The sequence below is a fragment of the Thermococcus sp. LS1 genome (assembly GCF_012027395.1).
Taxonomy (GTDB): Archaea; Methanobacteriota_B; Thermococci; order Thermococcales; family Thermococcaceae; genus Thermococcus.
Genome location: NZ_SNUJ01000002.1, coordinates 315,991 through 331,145 on the forward strand (window position 1 = coordinate 315,991; position 15,155 = coordinate 331,145).

Genomic DNA, 15,155 nt, shown 5'->3' on the forward strand with positions numbered 1-15,155 from the left:
GCCAAGGGAAAAAGAAGGAACGGCTCAGCCAGATGCCGAAGAAGTCGCGCTGCAAACGAGTGGCTGTGGCTGATAGTTGAAGAGCTCCGGGTGCAGGAACTCGGCTATTTCCTCGAGGCCGTAGACTATCCTCGGTCCCGGCCTTGAGACAAGGTTGTCGTCGCTGATAGTAAAGACCATGCCCTTCTTGAGGGCGTTTGTATTCACGAGCTCGGTGCTGCAGAGCTCCTCCGCAGTGATGCCTGCATGGGCGGATAGTATTATCACGTCAGGGTTTCTCTCGAGAACCTGTTCGATGCTTACCTGAGCCCAGCCGCTCACGTCGGCGAATATGTTCTCACCGCCCGCGAGCCTGATTAGGTCGTCCTGGAAGGTGCCGCTGCCCGGAACGTATAGCGGGTTCCACCAGGTTATGAGGAGCACCTTAGGCTTCTCCTGCCCGTTGACCATCGAGGTGATATAGCTCACCTTCGCCTGCATGTCAGCAACCACTGCCCTTGCTCCCTCCTCACGGTTGGTTATCTCTCCAAGCATCTCTATCGCCCTGTAGATGTCACTGATGTTCTTTGGGTCTACTATGACGACAGGGGCTATCTTTTCGAGGTCGTCCAGTATCGACATCGAGAAGCTGTCCGCGAGGATGAGGTCCGGGTTTAGGGACGCTATTATCTCAAGGTTAGCATACTGACCGTAGCCCCCTACACTCGTGATGTTCTTGACCACGGGCGGGAAGTCATCGTAGTCTGTAACTCCAATCACCTTATCACCGGCTCCGATGTAGAATAGGCTTTCTGTAATGCTCGGTGCGAGGGAGACTATTCTCACCGGCTCGCTCTCGATAGTAACCTGCCTGCCGGCAAAGTCCGTAACCGTGAGTGGATATGCCGTCTCGAATGCTTTCGGGTGAAGGAGCTTGGCGAGGGTTTCCAGACCTCTAACAACCCTTGGACTCGGGTGAATAAGGTCGTTCTCGTTCTCAATCACGAAGACCTTTCCTTCCTTGGCCGCCTTCGTGTTGGCGAGCTCGCTATTGTAAATGTCTTGGACGGTCATGCCGCAGTGAGGGGTAAGTATTATCACATCAGGGTCCCTCTCGATGACCTGCTCGATGCTGACAGTCGGCCAGCCTTCAGCGTCCGCGAAGATGTTTTCCCCTCCGGCAAGGTTTATGATGTCGCTGATGAATGTGTCGCCACCGGCAGTCATAAGCGGATTGTTCCAGACAACGTAGAAGACCTTAAGCTTGGGCTCATCCTTAACCGCCGAGCTGATGGCATCTATCTCTGCCTGGAATTCCGCTGTTGCGGAAGCGGCGGCATCTTCCTTGTTGAATATCTTCCCGAGGAGTTCAAGGGCCTTCGGGATATCGTTCAGACTGTGGGGATCAACGACCACAACGGGGGCTATCTTCTCTAAATCCTCCAGAATCTGCATGGAAAAGCTGTCCACGAGGATGAGATCCGGCTTGAGTGAAGCTATGATTTCGAGGTTCGCGTACTGACCGTAGCCGCCGATTCTGGTTACGTCCGCAACCTCTGGTGGGAAGTCGTCGTAGTCCGTAACGCCGACTACCCTGTCGAAAAGACCAAGGTAGTAGAGGTTCTCAGTGATGCTTGGGGCTAGGGTGACGACTCTCATTGGCTCTTTCTCGATTGTTACTTCCCTATCTGCGAAGTCGGTTATTGTAATAGGATAATATTGCTTCTCGGTTGTCGTTGTTGTCGTTTCACTTGGGCTTGCGCTCGAAGTGGTCGTTGGGCCGGGGCTCGGGCTTGATGTTTCGCTTGGGGTAGTGCTCGTCACGGTCGGAGTGGTAGTTGTCTTGTTTGAGCTTATACAGCCAGCCGCTATGGCCGCTCCAAGCATTAGGAATATGAGCAAGACGGCGGTCTTTTTCATTGGCATCACCTGGATTATTTGTCCATTAGTGGTTGGGCTAGGGGTATATAAGCTTGTTGGATATTTTGACCATCCATGAAAAGCCTGAAAAGAAAAGGAATTCTCACCGCTCCTTCATCATGAGGAACGCCAGAATAACTGCTCCAAGAAGCAAAACACCTACGAGTCCAATGCCCCACAGGGGTATTCCCTCGGAGCGCTCCATAGTGGTTGTGAGCGGCGTAGCGTCGTGCATCGTCGTCGGGGTGACCCTGAGGGTTGTCGTCGTGGGGCTTTCCGTGGTCGTGTCGATGGTAGTGGTGGTCATGGTCGTCGTGGTAGCTGTCGTTGTTGTCTCCTCAACTGGCCTCAGTTTTGACGCCTGCAGGGTCGCCCAGCGGAGCAGGTTGGTGACGAATTGCTGACCGTCGAAGAGGTAGGAACCATAGCGGTTCACCCATATCGGCACCGGGCTTCCATAGGGGCTCTCGGCACTGACTATGAGCAGGCTTTCAGCTCCGTTAGGAAGCTCCACGAACTCGACCGCAAGGAGGGTGAACAGTCCCTTCTCCCAGGTTCTGTAGGCCATTGGCTCGGGGGCGTAGTTGTCCTCTATCATACCGTTGCCGCTCGTTGTGATGATTCTGTAAACTCCCTCCGGGATTTCTCCAGCCATAAGAGGGTGCCACTTGCCGTTCTCGTCTGTCCACGCTAGGACACCAGGCTCATGGAAGAGAACCTTGCCGACCTCCGACTGATAACCTTGATTGAGTATTGATGCATCAGGTGTTTGAAGGTCAACTCTGACGTAGCCGGCCACATAGACGCTCTTCCCGGCGTTGCTGAACGTGTCGGTAGCGGTTGCATAATCTATCCTGAGTCTGACGTTCGGGATGGCTGAGAGAAGTTTGTTGACGTTGTCTTGGATGTAGGCCCCATCTTTGATGTCTGAGTCGCCGGCCACCCAGAGAACTTTCCCTCCCTCGGAGAACCACTTTACTATTGCGTCTATTTCCTCCGGAGAAAGTTCTTCTCTGAGCTGGCCGATTATCAGTATGTCGACGTCTTTCAGGGCTTCATAGGTTATAGTGTAACCTAGCCGTCTAACGTTTGCTTTCTCCAGTTCTGAATCATAGCCAAAGTACGCCCAGTCGTACCATGACAGAGTGGGGATAATTCCCTCTGCAACAACATTACCTGTCATAGGGTCAATTATCGGGGTTACTAGTGCAACAGTTCCCTCGTCGTGGGATACATCAACGGCTATCATTATTGCCCCGGCGTACTCAGAAAATACTCCAATGAGAATCAGAATCATAAACAATAACATCCTTTTCACGGCCCCTTCCCCCGTTAAGTAATTGACATTTCGGATAATTGGACACCGAATGATAAAACGTTTTCCCTAATTCCCTAAGGAGAAAATGTGGAACGGACTACTCCCGTTCCTTGCCGATCCGGAAAATGTCCACTCTGGTAATGATTCCTTTTATCCTGCCTTCTCTATCCTGAACAAGGACGGCCGGATGCTCCTCCAGGAGATACTTTACGACCTCAAGGTCTTCATCCTCGTTCACTATCGGAAACGGCTCCTCCATGACCTCCATGACCTTTCTGTCGTAGATGTCCTCGTACTCGAGGCTTTGCCTCACGAGGGTTCGCTCCGTGACCGAGCCAACGACCTTATTGCCGGCTATGACCGGAATTTGCGAGATGTTGCGCTCGTTCATAATTCGGATAACATTTTCAACACTCTCGTAGGGCTTGACAGAGATAACTGGGGAAGACATCACGTCCTTGGCCCTTAGCTGGGCCTTTTTGCACTCGAGAAGGGCCTGAAGAATTCGATTGAAAGTTGACAGTCGGGGATCAACCTTTCCCGTCTCGAGCTTGGCGATATAGGCCTGAGTCACGCCAGCCTTTTCGGCGAGCTCCTCTTGAGTTATCCCGAGCTCCTTTCGAATTCGCCGTATCTCCCTCGGATCAATGGGGCGGGGTATTATCACCATAAATAACCACCAGTTATTAATCCCAGTCTTGAGGGTTATAAGCTTTGTCCAGAAGTGTGTTTGACGGTTCAGAAAGGCGTTGAAATGCTGTGGGCCGGGCACAGAGGCCCGCGTTCATTCCCTCGCGCGGGTGGATGCTCCCGGCCCTGTGGGCTCGGCGTGAGCACAACCCCATCACCCAGCCCGACACGTCTGGGGTGCGGGTTCGTCCGAGCCCCACGAGGGTACGATTGTACCCTCGCTGTCGGCGATATTCCCTATGCTTCGAGGCTTAAAACCTTGGCGGTTCAGGCGGTGGATATAAGTATGACTCCGAGCACCGCCAGAATGAGACCCTCCAGTATCTTCTTGTTGGGCGGCTCCTTCAGGAGCAAAATTGCCAGAGCAGAGGCTATTATTGGATTTATCGCTGATACTGGCGCCGCTATCTGAGAACCCACGAGGTTGACCGAATAGACGAATAAGTACTGCCCGAGCATGAGCCCGCTGATGGCGGCGCCTATAAGGACAATGGCCTCTCTCCGGGTTATTTCTCTGAGCTCTTTCCCATATCTCGGCAGGAAGAGGGAAACACCTATTGCCGCAAACATCATTCTCATTCCCGCCAGGGGGAGAACGTCTATGCTCCGGGTGAGCCAGTCCATGGTCAGTATCGCGAAGCTCCATGAAACGGGTGCGAGAAGGGCGAAGACAAACCCCCTGGGGTTTATGTGCTCCTCTTCCCCTGCCTTCCTGACGACGGTTATGGCCATGACAACGAGTATGGCGCCGACGATGACCTGTGGGCTTATCTTTCTTCCGAGGAAGAGGAAGGCCCAGAGTATCGTCCAAAGGGGATAGGTTGAGGTTATGGGCACTGTCCTTGAAACACCCATGAGCTTGAGGGCGTTGAAGTAGAAGTAGTCTCCTACGACAAAGCCGAACTGTGCCGAGACGAATGCCACCAGAAGAAGCTCTGGCGGAAGCACGGCTATTTGAGAAAAAGTACCGTTGATGAGAAAGATAACCGCGAACATTATAGAAACGGCATAGAGGCGGAAGATGTTAACCGCCACGGGACTTTTGTTCCTCATACCCATCTTTATTAGTATCGTCGATGCTGCCCATGAGAATGCGGAGGTGATGGCAGCTAGAACTCCGAGGATCAGCGTGTTCATGTGTACACCGAATATCTTTCAGTTTAAAAACTTAGCGTTTCGATTGATGACGAAAAGTGAGTGGGTTGCTAAGAGTTATAAGGATATACGACTCCAGTAGTCCAGATGATGACCTCGGCAGAACTGACGTCAGGATGATGACGATCTTGAGTGCTGAAAAGAAAAGAAATCAACGGATGATAACGTTGAGCCTGCGGAGGGCCATTCCGATTCCGTGCTCCCTTGAGACCTCTTTTATGATTCTGTTTACAGTCTCCGCGATGTCCTGGCGTATCTTCTCGTCTGAAACGCCAGAGAACGATCCAAAGAGCCCTCCGACGTTCTCCCTCAGGAAGCTGGCCTCGATGTCGACGTAGACTGTTGAACCCTTGACTTCGTGGTTCATCTTGAGCCACTTGAAGGTGACCCTTGGAACGAGCTTGAGCTCCGCGTGTATTCTGCTCTTCAGGGTCTCTACGGCAGGCTCTATGCGGCCCTTAAGCATGGTCTCCTCGGCTTCCTTCTTCTTCTCCTCAGTGAGTACAGCAAGCTCATCTATGCCGGCCTGCTTGAGAAGCTGCTCAACCTCCTTCTCGAGAAGCTCCTTCTTGGCGAGGACCTCCGCGGCCTTGCCCGAGGTTGCGACAGCGGTAGCTCCAGTGGCTGCCTTGGGTGTGATCGCTGGGGCGATAATCTCCACGTCGATGTTGTGGACGGTGATGTAGCGGTTTATGCTCCTGCTCAGCTCTCTCGCGTGCCTCGTGAGAACGTCCTTCACTATTCTCTCGACTTCATCCTTTGAGGTTCCTGTCTCAGCAACCATCGAGAGGTTTATCTCGAATTCTCTCCTGCCTTTGACATCGAAGTATGCCTTCGTGACCTTTATTCCGGCGCTCTCGATTTCGGTTATGACGGTTCTGGCGTATGCGCTGAAGTAGGGCCAGACGTCCTCCAGGACGGACAGGGAGATCTTCCCGTCCTTTGTGACGTTGGCAGTCTTCTTTTTATCTTTGTCAACGATTTCCTGCGGTTTGACCTCCTGACCGTCGATGACTATGCTAACGTCCTTGATTATCGGCTTGACCTCAGCCTCCCTGAGGAGAACCGGTGCGTATTTGCTGACCGCGTGGAGCATCCTCTTCTCTGCTATCTCGATGTCCCTAGCGCTCCCATCGGAGGAGCCGTAGATGTGGACGTTGAGGTAAACGACGCCCTCACCAACGTTTGCGTCGAACTCTATCCTGCTGATCCTAAGGCCCTTTATCCTCTTGGCCTCCTTTAAGAGGTCTTCTGCATATATCTGGAAGGCCTTCTCGGGGAGGGTTCCTCCGGTAAAGTTTATAATCACCTCAGGCTTTCCGGCGGGAGCGGGGGCTGGCTTTGGCTCCTCTTTTACGATCACAGAGGGCTTTTCTTCGGCTTTTTCTTTCACTTCCTCAGTGGGAGCCGGCTTGGATGCCGGTGCGGGCTCAGCGGTGGCCACAATTGCGGTTTCCTTCTTCACTCCTGCCTTTTCTGGCGGACCCTCCTTGGCCTCCCCGAACAGCTCGTTCAGTGGGATTTTTGGAGTTTGAGCGTACACATCAACGTTATCAGCTATCGACAGCTTGATTTCCAGCTCATCGAGAGTATAAACGTCAACGACCATAGGTTTACCGAGGAATGACTTCAACACGCTGATTGCCTCTTCTCCAATCAAGCTCTGTTTCTTGTCCACCAACAGGCACTCCGCGGCGAGTATCTTTGACCTGTCGAAGAGAATCGTCATGTAGTATTTTCCGCTCGCGTCTTTGGCGAATATCTTAAGAAACGCTCCGTTGCCTTCTGAGAGGGCTTTCTTGATGAGGTCCCCCAGCTCCCCCGCAGATGTTACTACCATGTTTTCCATGATGGGCTGCTTGTTTGGCAGCTGCATACTCACCACCATTAGCTATATATATCCTTCCACCAAAGAAATCCCGAAGGAATTCACCGTCTTAGTATATCGGCGCTTGTATTTAAACATTATTGTGCAAAAAGGTGAGAAACATGCGGGTGCTGATACTCGGAGGTGGCGCAATCGGCCGCTCGATAGCCGAGTCCCTCAAAGGAGAGTTTGAAATCATAATCATCGAGAAGGACGAGCTCCGTGCTAAAGCCCTAGAGGAGAGCGGTTTTCAGGTGATTCAGGGAGATTTCTCGTATACAGCCACACTTCTCAAAGCTGGAATTGAGAAGGCCGAGCTTGTTATAATCACGACCATGAACGTGGATACAATCAAGAAGACCGTCTATGTTATCAGAACCAACAACAAAGAAGTTCCAATCCTTACCATTCTCCCCGATGATGTGAGCCTCGAAGAGCTTGTCTCCCAGATAAACGAAGAGTTTGAGGCCGAAATCAAGGTGGACTACGCTATCTCTCCGAGGAGTGCCCTCAAGGATGCCATGGTGAGAACCGTCGAAATGCTCGGAGAGAAGAAGAACGCCAATTTACTCGTTAAGAAGCTCAAGGAACTTAAGAGCAAGGGGGACTCCCTCCTTATCGTCATGCACGACAATCCTGATCCCGATGCCATAGCCAGCGCGACCGCTTTGAGCGTCATAGCCCAGACTCTCGGCTTCAAGACCCAGATAGTCTATGGTGGAGAGATAACCCACCACGAGAACAGGGCTTTCGTCAACCTCCTCGGGATAGACCTGAGAAAGATATCCCGCGGCTCCTACGAGCTGAAGCGCTATCCCTTCATAGCCCTCGTTGACTGCCAGCCCAACGGAAACCTGACGATACTCGACCAGGGGGACTACGAGAAGATAAAGGTTCTCATCGACCACCACCAGATACTCCAGCACCTCCAGGAGCTTCTCCCGGAGGATGCGTTCCTCGACATAAGGCCGGAGGTTCATTCGTCCTCCGCTATACTCGCGGAATACCTCAGAATGCTCAACATTTCGGTCAACCCCGTCCTTGGGACTGCACTCTTCTATGGCATTTACATCGACACCAAGAAGTTCTCGAAGCTCAGCCACGTCGATTTGAAGGCCATCGAGTTCCTGGCCGGAAAGGTGGACTACGAGCTCCTCGACAAGATAGAGCATCCCGATATAAGCACAGAGACAGCCGAGATACTCGCCAAGGCCATAATGAACAGGCGCATCTACAAGAACGTGGTCATCTCGAACGTCGGATTCATCACCAACCGCGACGCCATAGCAGAATCGGCGGACTTCCTCCTGAGGCTCGAGGGAATAACGACGGTTCTCGTCTTCGGCATCGTTGACGACAGGATAGAGATTTCAGCCAGAACGCGCGACGTTAGGGTAAACATAGGTGCGGTCCTCAGGGAGGCCTTCGGAGACATAGGAAGCGGTGGCGGTCATGCTCAGTCCGGCGGTGCCAGAATTCCGCTAGGAATCTTCAAGCTAGCCAAGGACAAGAGCTCTCTCCTGAGGCTGGCGGAAGAGGCAATAACAGAAAAGTTCCTAGAGGCGCTAAAAGTTAAAGAGGCTTAGCCTCACTCTTCTTTTGCCTTCACCAGTATTATGTCGCCTATTGCAGTGACCCTGTCGTAGGGAACACCGACCTTTTCTCCCGGCAGTCCAAGCGCGAGAACCTTTCCGCGTCCCCTGTCTATCTCTATGAGTATCTCATCAACGTAGCCAACGTAATAGCCTTTGGTGTTGTAGATCTGCTTCCCGTAGAGCCTCGAGAGACGCATCACCATTTTAACCACCAGAGTAGGTTATTGGTGAACGTATTTAAACGTTACCTCCTCGGGATGTTTTTGGCCTTCGTGAAGGCCCACCTCGCGAAGACAGCGAAGAAAGCTAAAATTGCTCCCATGACGCCCACCACGAAAAGGCTTGCAACGGCCCCCTCCGTGCGCTGGAGAGGCTGATAGCCCTTGAATACCAGCATTGCAACGGCAAAACCTCCGAAGTAGGTCAGAGGAACGAGAAACATGTCGACTAAATTTCTGGATTCGATCAGAACAAGCGTTACCATCACCGCGGCAAGAAATATGTAAACCTCATCTGGCTTTACATCCCTGACCATCCACAGCCCGGCGAGCATGGAGGTAACAAGAAAGCCGAGCGGAAAGGAATACGCTGCGGCCCTTGTTTCCAAAGGGTACCTGAAGCCAAGGAAAGCCCCCAGGAGCATGCCGGCATAGATTAGGTAGATGAGATTCTCGCTTCCCGTTGGGGAGTATAGGGCGACGGCTATGGCAAACCCGATGAACGAGCCCAAACCAGACCATGTCAGGATCGACTTCCAGTCCCTCATCATTTCACAACCCTTATGGTTATTCTAGAGCCATCTTCAAGGCTGAGCTCCTTCCTGAGGTAGACCGGGGCGATTATCTCGGCTATTCTTGGTGGGTGAACAGTCCTCGAGGGTATCACTATGGCCCCCTCCACGTCACCGATTCTGACGCGATAGGCCTTTACATCACCAAAAGTCCTCCCATCTTTAGCAAAGCCCGGAAGCACGACCGGTCTGACCCCACAGAGTGCATCAAAGACAGTCCTCGGGAACAGAACCCTGACGTTCAGCGTTCCAGGGTAAGGGTCAAAGCCGAGGTACTCCCTTATCAGGTGGGAGTACTGTCTGACGTAATAGGCTCCCTCACCGATTCCCGATATGACCTCCCCGATAATTATCCCGTTGTAGAGGACCTCTGAGATGGCGTCGCAGAGATTCTCAAGGAAAGCTAATCCCTCATGGCTTATTTCCACGTACGTCTTTCTTCCCTCGACGTCTTTCGATATAAGTCCTTCCTCCTCCATTTCATCGAGCAGCCTTAGAACCGACTGGGGTGATACGCCGAGCTCGTTTGCAAGCTCTCTTAGAGTTATTTTGACCTTTTCTCCTATCGCTCCTTTCTTTGCTAGCAGGATGAGCAGTTTGAGCCTCTTCATAAGCTTCCCCTCTTTGACAGTCTGTCTGCGAGCCTCAGCGGTTTCGGATAGCCTCGTTCCAGCAGGGCCTCAACAATTCTCGCCGCAGAGTCTAAATCGATTAAATGTCCGACGCTTACATAAGCTTTTCCCACCCTCACGAAAGACCTCTCAGGGACGCCGCGGAGGGGCTTCTTGGCAACTCCTATGGTGGGTCTTTCGATGAGCAGGCCGACGTGGGAAGCCAGTCCGTAGCCCCGTGGGTGAGCCTTCCCGTGGCCCTCAACGAGGAGGAGGTCAAAATCCTCACCACGGAGAGCCAGCAGAACTGGCCTTGTCTCCCGCAGGAAAAAGAAGGTGGATACGTATGGAAAGCTTACCTCAGTTTCCACGACCTTTGTCTTTAGAACCTTGCAGTCTGGGAAGGAGCAGAGGAGAAAGGCAGCTCTGGCTGTGTTTTCTCTGTATGAAACGTCCACAGCCGCGACAGTTTGGACTTTTTCGATCTCGAGCAGGCTCTCTACTACCCTCAGGGCAAGCTTTCGCTGGACTTCCGCAATTTTTTTGAGCTTTTTCCCTAATTCCATAATTGCCGAATCACCCAATTATGTAATTCGTTAATCATTTAACACCTTCCCGAGCTTCTCCTCAAGGTTCCTGTTGAGCTTCGCCCTCGTCAGGTCCTCGAGGGTTCTTTCGAGTATATGTCGCGCCTGATCCTGCTTCTGCCTCACATTCACCAGGCCTTTTGGATACTCGAGCGTCATGAGCTCCTCGTAAGTTTCTTCCATGAAGCGATAAACTTTTTCGGCATCTTCAATATTTCCGTCGAGGAGCAGAAGCAGAAAGTACCTCCTCAACTCGCCTATGAAGTCGCCTATGCCGAGCGCGTAATCAGCGTGAGGTACGGCAAGCTCCTCCGGAGAGGGAAAGTCTTTTCCGGTTATGTAGCTGTAGAACAGAGTTGCCTCCACGAACTCCTGATGGGCGCTCTGAACGTAGCCCGTGAAGTATAGGTCTGGATGGTCTTTCAGCTTCTCCTTCAGATGATTAACCTTTTCGCGCGCAATGTTGAGCCTTTCTTCGGCAGTCTTAGCGTCTCCCCTGTGAAGGGCTTTTATTGTGTCTCCGCTCAGGCGGACGATTTCTCTTGTTATCCTTAGGGCATCCTCCCGAAGTGAGTCCTTCTCGTCAAGAACTTCTCTAATCTTGTCAATAATCTCCTTCAGTTCCATAATCTCACCGAGGAGAGTTCGAGAAAGGCCTTAAAAATGTGGGCTTGGCTGATCCCCCGCCCTCATGGAGTGCCCCGCGGCAATCTCCGGCGGTCCGGAGGCCAAGCCCTGTCCGCCCGGCATCGTCCCTCGTGCTCACGGCACCCCATCGGGACGCTCCCACGGTCGGGCCACCGGGCGTGTCGGATGCTCCCGTTGTGGAGAATTTTCGGAAAAAATTTTAAGGGTTTCGGATTTCATGACTGGTAGGAATATTAGTCTGCCTAATTCATGCCGAAAATTATATAAGCTGATGAACAGACCCGTCCAAGACGACAAGATTCGAGGTGACGCTCATGCCTGAGAAGGTTAGGAACATAGTGGTTGAGGAGCTCGTTAGAACGCCGGTTGAGATGCAGAAGGTCGAGCTCGTCGAGAGGAAGGGTATAGGCCACCCGGACAGCATAGCCGATGGCATAGCCGAGGCCGTCAGCAGAGCCCTGAGCAGGGAGTACATAAAGCGCTATGGTATCATCCTCCACCACAACACTGACCAGGTCGAGGTCGTCGGCGGTAAGGCCTACCCACGCTTCGGCGGCGGTGAGGTCATCAAGCCAATATACATCCTCCTCTCCGGTAGGGCCGTCGAGATAATCGACAGGGAGATGTTCCCTGTCCACGAGGTTGCCATAAAGGCTGCTAGGGAGTACCTGAAGAATGCCGTCAGACACCTTGATCTCGACTACCACGTCGTCATCGACTCCCGCATCGGTCAGGGAAGCGTTGACCTCGTCGGAGTCTTCAACAAGGCTAAGGAGACCCCGATTCCGCTCGCCAACGACACCTCCTTCGGTGTTGGCTACGCCCCGCTCAGCGAGACCGAGAGGATAGTCCTTGAGACAGAGAGGCGTCTCAACAGCGACGAGTTCAAGAAGAAATGGCCGGCTGTCGGCGAGGACATCAAGGTTATGGGCCTCAGGAAGGGCGACGAGATAGACATCACCATCGCCGCTGCCATAGTCGACAGCGAAGTCCAGAATCTGGACGACTACTTAGCCGTCAAGGAGGCAATCTATGAAGCCGCCAAGGACGTTGCCGAGGCCCACACTGAGAGGAAGGTCAACATCTACGTCAACACCGCTGACGACCCGGAGAAGGGCATCTACTACATCACCGTCACCGGAACCAGCGCCGAAGCCGGTGACGACGGAAGCGTTGGAAGGGGCAACCGCGTAAACGGTCTCATCACCCCGAACAGACACATGAGCATGGAGGCTGCCGCTGGAAAGAACCCTGTCAGCCACGTCGGAAAGATATACAACCTCCTTTCAATGCTCATCGCCAACGACATTGCCGAGCAGGTTGAGGGAGTTGAAGAGGTCTACGTCAGGATACTCAGCCAGATAGGCAAGCCCATCGACCAGCCGCTTGTCACCAGCGTCCAGATCATACCAAAGAAGGGGTACTCCATTGATACCATCCAGAAGCCGGCCTACGAGATAGCTAACGCCTGGCTTGATGACATAACCAAGATACAGAAGATGATCCTCGAGGACAAGCTCAACGTCTTCTGAGCTCACCCTCTCTTTTCTTCAAAAGTTTTTAAAGTGAAGGAGTTGTCAGAGAGCTGGATATCCGTTCTGCTTGAGAACCCTAACGAGTCTGGCCTCCTCGGCCATGAGAATGGCTTTTTCCTTTTTGACCTTGGCAAGTTGCTTTGCGGCGGCCTTCTTCTGGCGCGCAAGTCTAATAAGCTTGGCCTCCTCAAGCATGAGGAGCTCCTTCTGCTTCTTCACAACATGCAACTTTTTCCGGAGCAATTTGAGCCTCTCCATTCCGACTCACCTGAAGTCTATAGCACCCTCAGACCTTAAAAGGTTTTCGCTGAATGCCATACTAAACTTCGACGATTAACGAGGAACAAGCATATAAACTTCGGGTCAGAAGCTACGATAAGTTCTCGGGGGTAAATCGATGATAATCTCAGTAAGTGGCACTCCCGGCGTTGGTAAAACTACGGTATCAAAGCTCCTGAGCGAGAGATTGGGTTACGAATACGTGAGCGTGAAGGAGCTGGCTCTCTCAAAGGGGATAGGTGAGAGGGTTAGTGACGAGATTGAGATAGACGTTGATGAGCTTGCTCGTGTTGTGCGCGAGGAGTTCTCGGGTAGGAACGTTGTCTTGGACGGCCATCTCAGCCACTTTGCGCCGGCCGACGTTGTTATCGTCCTGAGGGCTCATCCCAAACTCATCGCCGAAAGGCTCAAAGTCCGGGGATACCACAAAAAGAAGCTGGCCGAGAATGTCGAGGCTGAGCTGGTTGATGTAATCCTTGTGGAGGCCCTCGAAGAGAACGAAAGGGTCCTGGAAGTGGATACAACAGGTAAAACCCCCGAAGAAGTCGTCGAGGAGATCCTAACACTGCTTAAAAGCGGGGCAAAGAAACGTGTTGGAATCGTGGACTGGAGTGAGGCGTACGACGAGGTGGTTCAGTACCTGATGCTGGGGGGTGATTAAATATGGGGACCCTTATGTGGGTCAGGACTCTGACAGTTATGGCACTCATTACCGCTCTACTGAGCGTGGTGGGTTATCTTCTTGTCAATTTGATCGGTATTATCGTTGCACTGATCTTTTCTATCCTTCTGAGCTTCGTGGTATACTGGTACGGCGATAGAATCGTGCTGAAGTGGTACCGGGTTAGAATCGTCAATGAGAGGGATTATCCATATCTCTATGAGATGGTGAGTAAACTCTCCGCCAAAGCTGGGATTCCGACACCCAAACTGGCACTTGCACCCGTCGGGACACCCAACGCATTTTCTACGGGCAGGAATTCCAAACACAGCATCATCGTGCTGACTTACGGGCTTTTAAGGATGCTTGATCCAGAGGAGATAGAGAGCGTCATAGCCCATGAAGTCGCTCATATTAAACACCGTGATACTCTCGTGCAGACGATTGCCTCAGTGATAGCAGGTTCAATACTGGGAGTCGCTTATTGGATTAGGAGCATTCCAAGGTTATTCTCTGGTGGAAAAATGGAAGACTCACAAAAAGGTCTACTCTTAGGACTCTTGGCACCATTCGCCGCTGGAATCCTCTGGCTTGGCCTGGGTAGATCAAGGGAGTACTTGGCTGATGAGAGCGCCGCCAGGATAAGCGGCAAACCCCTGGCACTTGCGAGTGCGTTGCTTAAAATAGATAAAGCCGTCTCCTTCAGGCCCATGAAGGGAGGAAACCTTGCAACGGCGCCGATCTTTATTGTGAACCCCTTCAGGGGGAGTCTAGCCAAGCTGGTATCGGCCCATCCTCCAATCGAGAAGAGAATTGAACGATTGATGAAGCTCGCGGAGCAGATGGATACCTACACCTAAATGGGGGTGATCTCATGAGGCTCCTCGCTGTAACGGACATACACGGGAACAGTAGGATGTCAAAAAAGCTCGCTGAAACGGTGCAAAATGAGGACTTCGATGCTCTTCTCATAGCGGGGGATCTCACGCATTTCACTGGCGCTGAGACTGCTGAGAAGGTACTTGAACCCATCATGAACCTCGGAAAACCGATAATAGCCGTCCACGGTAACTGCGATGGAAGGGACGTTCCAGGGCTTCTGGAGAAGCTGGGGATAACCGTTCACAATAAAAGGGCCGAGCTCAATGGGCTTGGTATTATAGGGATAGGCGGCTCGAACATAACGCCATTTAACACCGTCTGGGAGCTTAGCGAGGAAGAGATTAGAGATATTCTCGAGCAAAACTATCACGACGGAGACATAATCCTTTCTCATGTGCCTCCGTACAATACCATTGCGGACAGAGTCCATTCTGGCATTCACGTAGGCAGCAGAGCCCTCCGTGAGTTCATCGAGGAGAAGCAACCCCCACTTGTGGTCTGCGGCCACATCCACGAGGGCAGGGGGATAGACAGGATTGGAGAAACCCTCATCGTGAATCCTGGACCACTCTTCAGGGGCTACTATGCGGTGGTTGATGTTGGAGAAGAAGTAAAGGCGAAGCTGGAAAAGATATAAA

Annotated in this window: 16 protein-coding genes; 5 read left to right on the forward strand and 11 right to left on the reverse strand. The window is 52.3% G+C overall.

Annotated elements, in window-relative coordinates; translation table 11 throughout:
• Positions 1-24: 24 nt before the first annotated feature.
• From E3E26_RS06185 to E3E26_RS06205, 5 genes are all read right to left on the reverse strand, one after another.
• Positions 25-1,905 carry an ABC transporter substrate-binding protein gene (locus E3E26_RS06185; protein WP_370520093.1) on the reverse strand — a complete coding sequence of 627 codons (1,881 nt, stop codon included), beginning with the start codon at positions 1,903-1,905 and terminating at the stop codon, positions 25-27.
• Between the two features lie 97 nt (positions 1,906-2,002).
• A complete protein-coding gene (locus E3E26_RS06190; RefSeq protein ID WP_240911685.1) occupies positions 2,003-3,208 on the reverse strand; it encodes a hypothetical protein in 1,206 nt (401 codons plus the stop codon).
• 106 nt (positions 3,209-3,314) lie between these two features.
• The gene (locus tag E3E26_RS06195) at positions 3,315-3,887 is read right to left on the reverse strand and encodes a CBS domain-containing protein (RefSeq protein WP_167900430.1); all 573 of its coding nucleotides are present in this window, start codon (positions 3,885-3,887) and stop codon (positions 3,315-3,317) included.
• Positions 3,888-4,174: 287 nt separating this feature from the next.
• Positions 4,175-5,044 carry a DMT family transporter gene (locus E3E26_RS06200; RefSeq protein WP_167900431.1) on the reverse strand — a complete coding sequence of 290 codons (870 nt, stop codon included), beginning with the start codon at positions 5,042-5,044 and terminating at the stop codon, positions 4,175-4,177.
• Between the two features lie 169 nt (positions 5,045-5,213).
• The gene (locus E3E26_RS06205; RefSeq protein ID WP_167900751.1) at positions 5,214-6,938 is read right to left on the reverse strand and encodes a hypothetical protein; all 1,725 of its coding nucleotides are present in this window, start codon (positions 6,936-6,938) and stop codon (positions 5,214-5,216) included.
• A 113-nt stretch (positions 6,939-7,051) separates the two neighbouring features.
• On the opposite strand from E3E26_RS06205, the gene E3E26_RS06210 reads away from it, so the two are divergent.
• A complete protein-coding gene (locus E3E26_RS06210) occupies positions 7,052-8,515 on the forward strand; it encodes a DHH family phosphoesterase (protein WP_167900432.1) in 1,464 nt (487 codons plus the stop codon).
• Between the two features lie 2 nt (positions 8,516-8,517).
• Here the strand turns inward: E3E26_RS06210 and E3E26_RS06215 are convergent, their stop codons facing one another.
• Genes E3E26_RS06215 through E3E26_RS06235 form a run of 5 tightly spaced genes read right to left on the reverse strand, consistent with a single transcriptional unit; the run spans position 8,518 to position 11,139 of the window.
• Positions 8,518-8,727, reverse strand: a complete 210-nt coding sequence (locus tag E3E26_RS06215; RefSeq protein WP_167900752.1) for a PRC-barrel domain-containing protein — start codon at positions 8,725-8,727, stop codon at positions 8,518-8,520.
• A 41-nt stretch (positions 8,728-8,768) separates the two neighbouring features.
• A complete protein-coding gene (locus E3E26_RS06220; RefSeq protein ID WP_167900433.1) occupies positions 8,769-9,293 on the reverse strand; it encodes a hypothetical protein in 525 nt (174 codons plus the stop codon).
• Entirely contained in the window at positions 9,290-9,925 is a 636-nt protein-coding gene (locus tag E3E26_RS06225; RefSeq protein WP_167900434.1) for a DUF120 domain-containing protein, read from the reverse strand. The genes E3E26_RS06220 and E3E26_RS06225 overlap by 4 nt, the downstream gene beginning before the upstream one ends.
• Positions 9,922-10,491, reverse strand: a complete 570-nt coding sequence (locus E3E26_RS06230; RefSeq protein WP_167900435.1) for an endonuclease V — start codon at positions 10,489-10,491, stop codon at positions 9,922-9,924. Before E3E26_RS06230 ends, E3E26_RS06225 begins: the two co-directional genes overlap by 4 nt.
• A gap of 30 nt (positions 10,492-10,521) precedes the next feature.
• Positions 10,522-11,139 carry a haloacid dehalogenase gene (locus E3E26_RS06235; RefSeq protein ID WP_167900436.1) on the reverse strand — a complete coding sequence of 206 codons (618 nt, stop codon included), beginning with the start codon at positions 11,137-11,139 and terminating at the stop codon, positions 10,522-10,524.
• Between the two features lie 335 nt (positions 11,140-11,474).
• On the opposite strand from E3E26_RS06235, the gene E3E26_RS06240 reads away from it, so the two are divergent.
• Positions 11,475-12,692, forward strand: a complete 1,218-nt coding sequence (locus E3E26_RS06240; RefSeq protein ID WP_167900437.1) for a methionine adenosyltransferase — start codon at positions 11,475-11,477, stop codon at positions 12,690-12,692.
• Positions 12,693-12,737: 45 nt separating this feature from the next.
• On the opposite strand, the gene E3E26_RS06245 is transcribed toward E3E26_RS06240, so the two are convergent.
• Entirely contained in the window at positions 12,738-12,953 is a 216-nt protein-coding gene (locus E3E26_RS06245; protein WP_167900438.1) for a hypothetical protein, read from the reverse strand.
• Between the two features lie 139 nt (positions 12,954-13,092).
• On the opposite strand from E3E26_RS06245, the gene E3E26_RS06250 reads away from it, so the two are divergent.
• The 3 genes from E3E26_RS06250 to E3E26_RS06260 are packed head-to-tail and all read left to right on the forward strand — an operon-like array spanning position 13,093 to position 15,154.
• Positions 13,093-13,635, forward strand: coding sequence for an adenylate kinase family protein (locus E3E26_RS06250; protein WP_167900439.1), 543 nt, complete (start codon positions 13,093-13,095; stop codon positions 13,633-13,635).
• A 2-nt stretch (positions 13,636-13,637) separates the two neighbouring features.
• A complete protein-coding gene (locus tag E3E26_RS06255; protein ID WP_167900440.1) occupies positions 13,638-14,495 on the forward strand; it encodes a M48 family metalloprotease in 858 nt (285 codons plus the stop codon).
• A gap of 14 nt (positions 14,496-14,509) precedes the next feature.
• The gene (locus E3E26_RS06260; protein ID WP_167900441.1) at positions 14,510-15,154 is read left to right on the forward strand and encodes a YfcE family phosphodiesterase; all 645 of its coding nucleotides are present in this window, start codon (positions 14,510-14,512) and stop codon (positions 15,152-15,154) included.
• Position 15,155 lies beyond the last annotated feature (1 nt).

What these genes read in the sequence shown, in the direction of transcription:
- E3E26_RS06185 (WP_370520093.1), bottom strand. Translation starts at nt 1,905, where the DNA reads ATGCCAATGAAAAAGACCGCCGTCTTGCTCATATTCCTAATGCTTGGA.
- E3E26_RS06190 (WP_240911685.1), bottom strand. Translation starts at nt 3,208, where the DNA reads ATGTTATTGTTTATGATTCTGATTCTCATTGGAGTATTTTCTGAGTAC.
- E3E26_RS06195 (WP_167900430.1), bottom strand. Translation starts at nt 3,887, where the DNA reads ATGGTGATAATACCCCGCCCCATTGATCCGAGGGAGATACGGCGAATT.
- E3E26_RS06200 (WP_167900431.1), bottom strand. Translation starts at nt 5,044, where the DNA reads ATGAACACGCTGATCCTCGGAGTTCTAGCTGCCATCACCTCCGCATTC.
- E3E26_RS06205 (WP_167900751.1), bottom strand. Translation starts at nt 6,938, where the DNA reads ATGCAGCTGCCAAACAAGCAGCCCATCATGGAAAACATGGTAGTAACA.
- E3E26_RS06210 (WP_167900432.1), top strand. Translation starts at nt 7,052, where the DNA reads ATGCGGGTGCTGATACTCGGAGGTGGCGCAATCGGCCGCTCGATAGCC.
- E3E26_RS06215 (WP_167900752.1), bottom strand. Translation starts at nt 8,727, where the DNA reads ATGGTGATGCGTCTCTCGAGGCTCTACGGGAAGCAGATCTACAACACC.
- E3E26_RS06220 (WP_167900433.1), bottom strand. Translation starts at nt 9,293, where the DNA reads ATGATGAGGGACTGGAAGTCGATCCTGACATGGTCTGGTTTGGGCTCG.
- E3E26_RS06225 (WP_167900434.1), bottom strand. Translation starts at nt 9,925, where the DNA reads ATGAAGAGGCTCAAACTGCTCATCCTGCTAGCAAAGAAAGGAGCGATA.
- E3E26_RS06230 (WP_167900435.1), bottom strand. Translation starts at nt 10,491, where the DNA reads ATGGAATTAGGGAAAAAGCTCAAAAAAATTGCGGAAGTCCAGCGAAAG.
- E3E26_RS06235 (WP_167900436.1), bottom strand. Translation starts at nt 11,139, where the DNA reads ATGGAACTGAAGGAGATTATTGACAAGATTAGAGAAGTTCTTGACGAG.
- E3E26_RS06240 (WP_167900437.1), top strand. Translation starts at nt 11,475, where the DNA reads ATGCCTGAGAAGGTTAGGAACATAGTGGTTGAGGAGCTCGTTAGAACG.
- E3E26_RS06245 (WP_167900438.1), bottom strand. Translation starts at nt 12,953, where the DNA reads ATGGAGAGGCTCAAATTGCTCCGGAAAAAGTTGCATGTTGTGAAGAAG.
- E3E26_RS06250 (WP_167900439.1), top strand. Translation starts at nt 13,093, where the DNA reads ATGATAATCTCAGTAAGTGGCACTCCCGGCGTTGGTAAAACTACGGTA.
- E3E26_RS06255 (WP_167900440.1), top strand. Translation starts at nt 13,638, where the DNA reads ATGGGGACCCTTATGTGGGTCAGGACTCTGACAGTTATGGCACTCATT.
- E3E26_RS06260 (WP_167900441.1), top strand. Translation starts at nt 14,510, where the DNA reads ATGAGGCTCCTCGCTGTAACGGACATACACGGGAACAGTAGGATGTCA.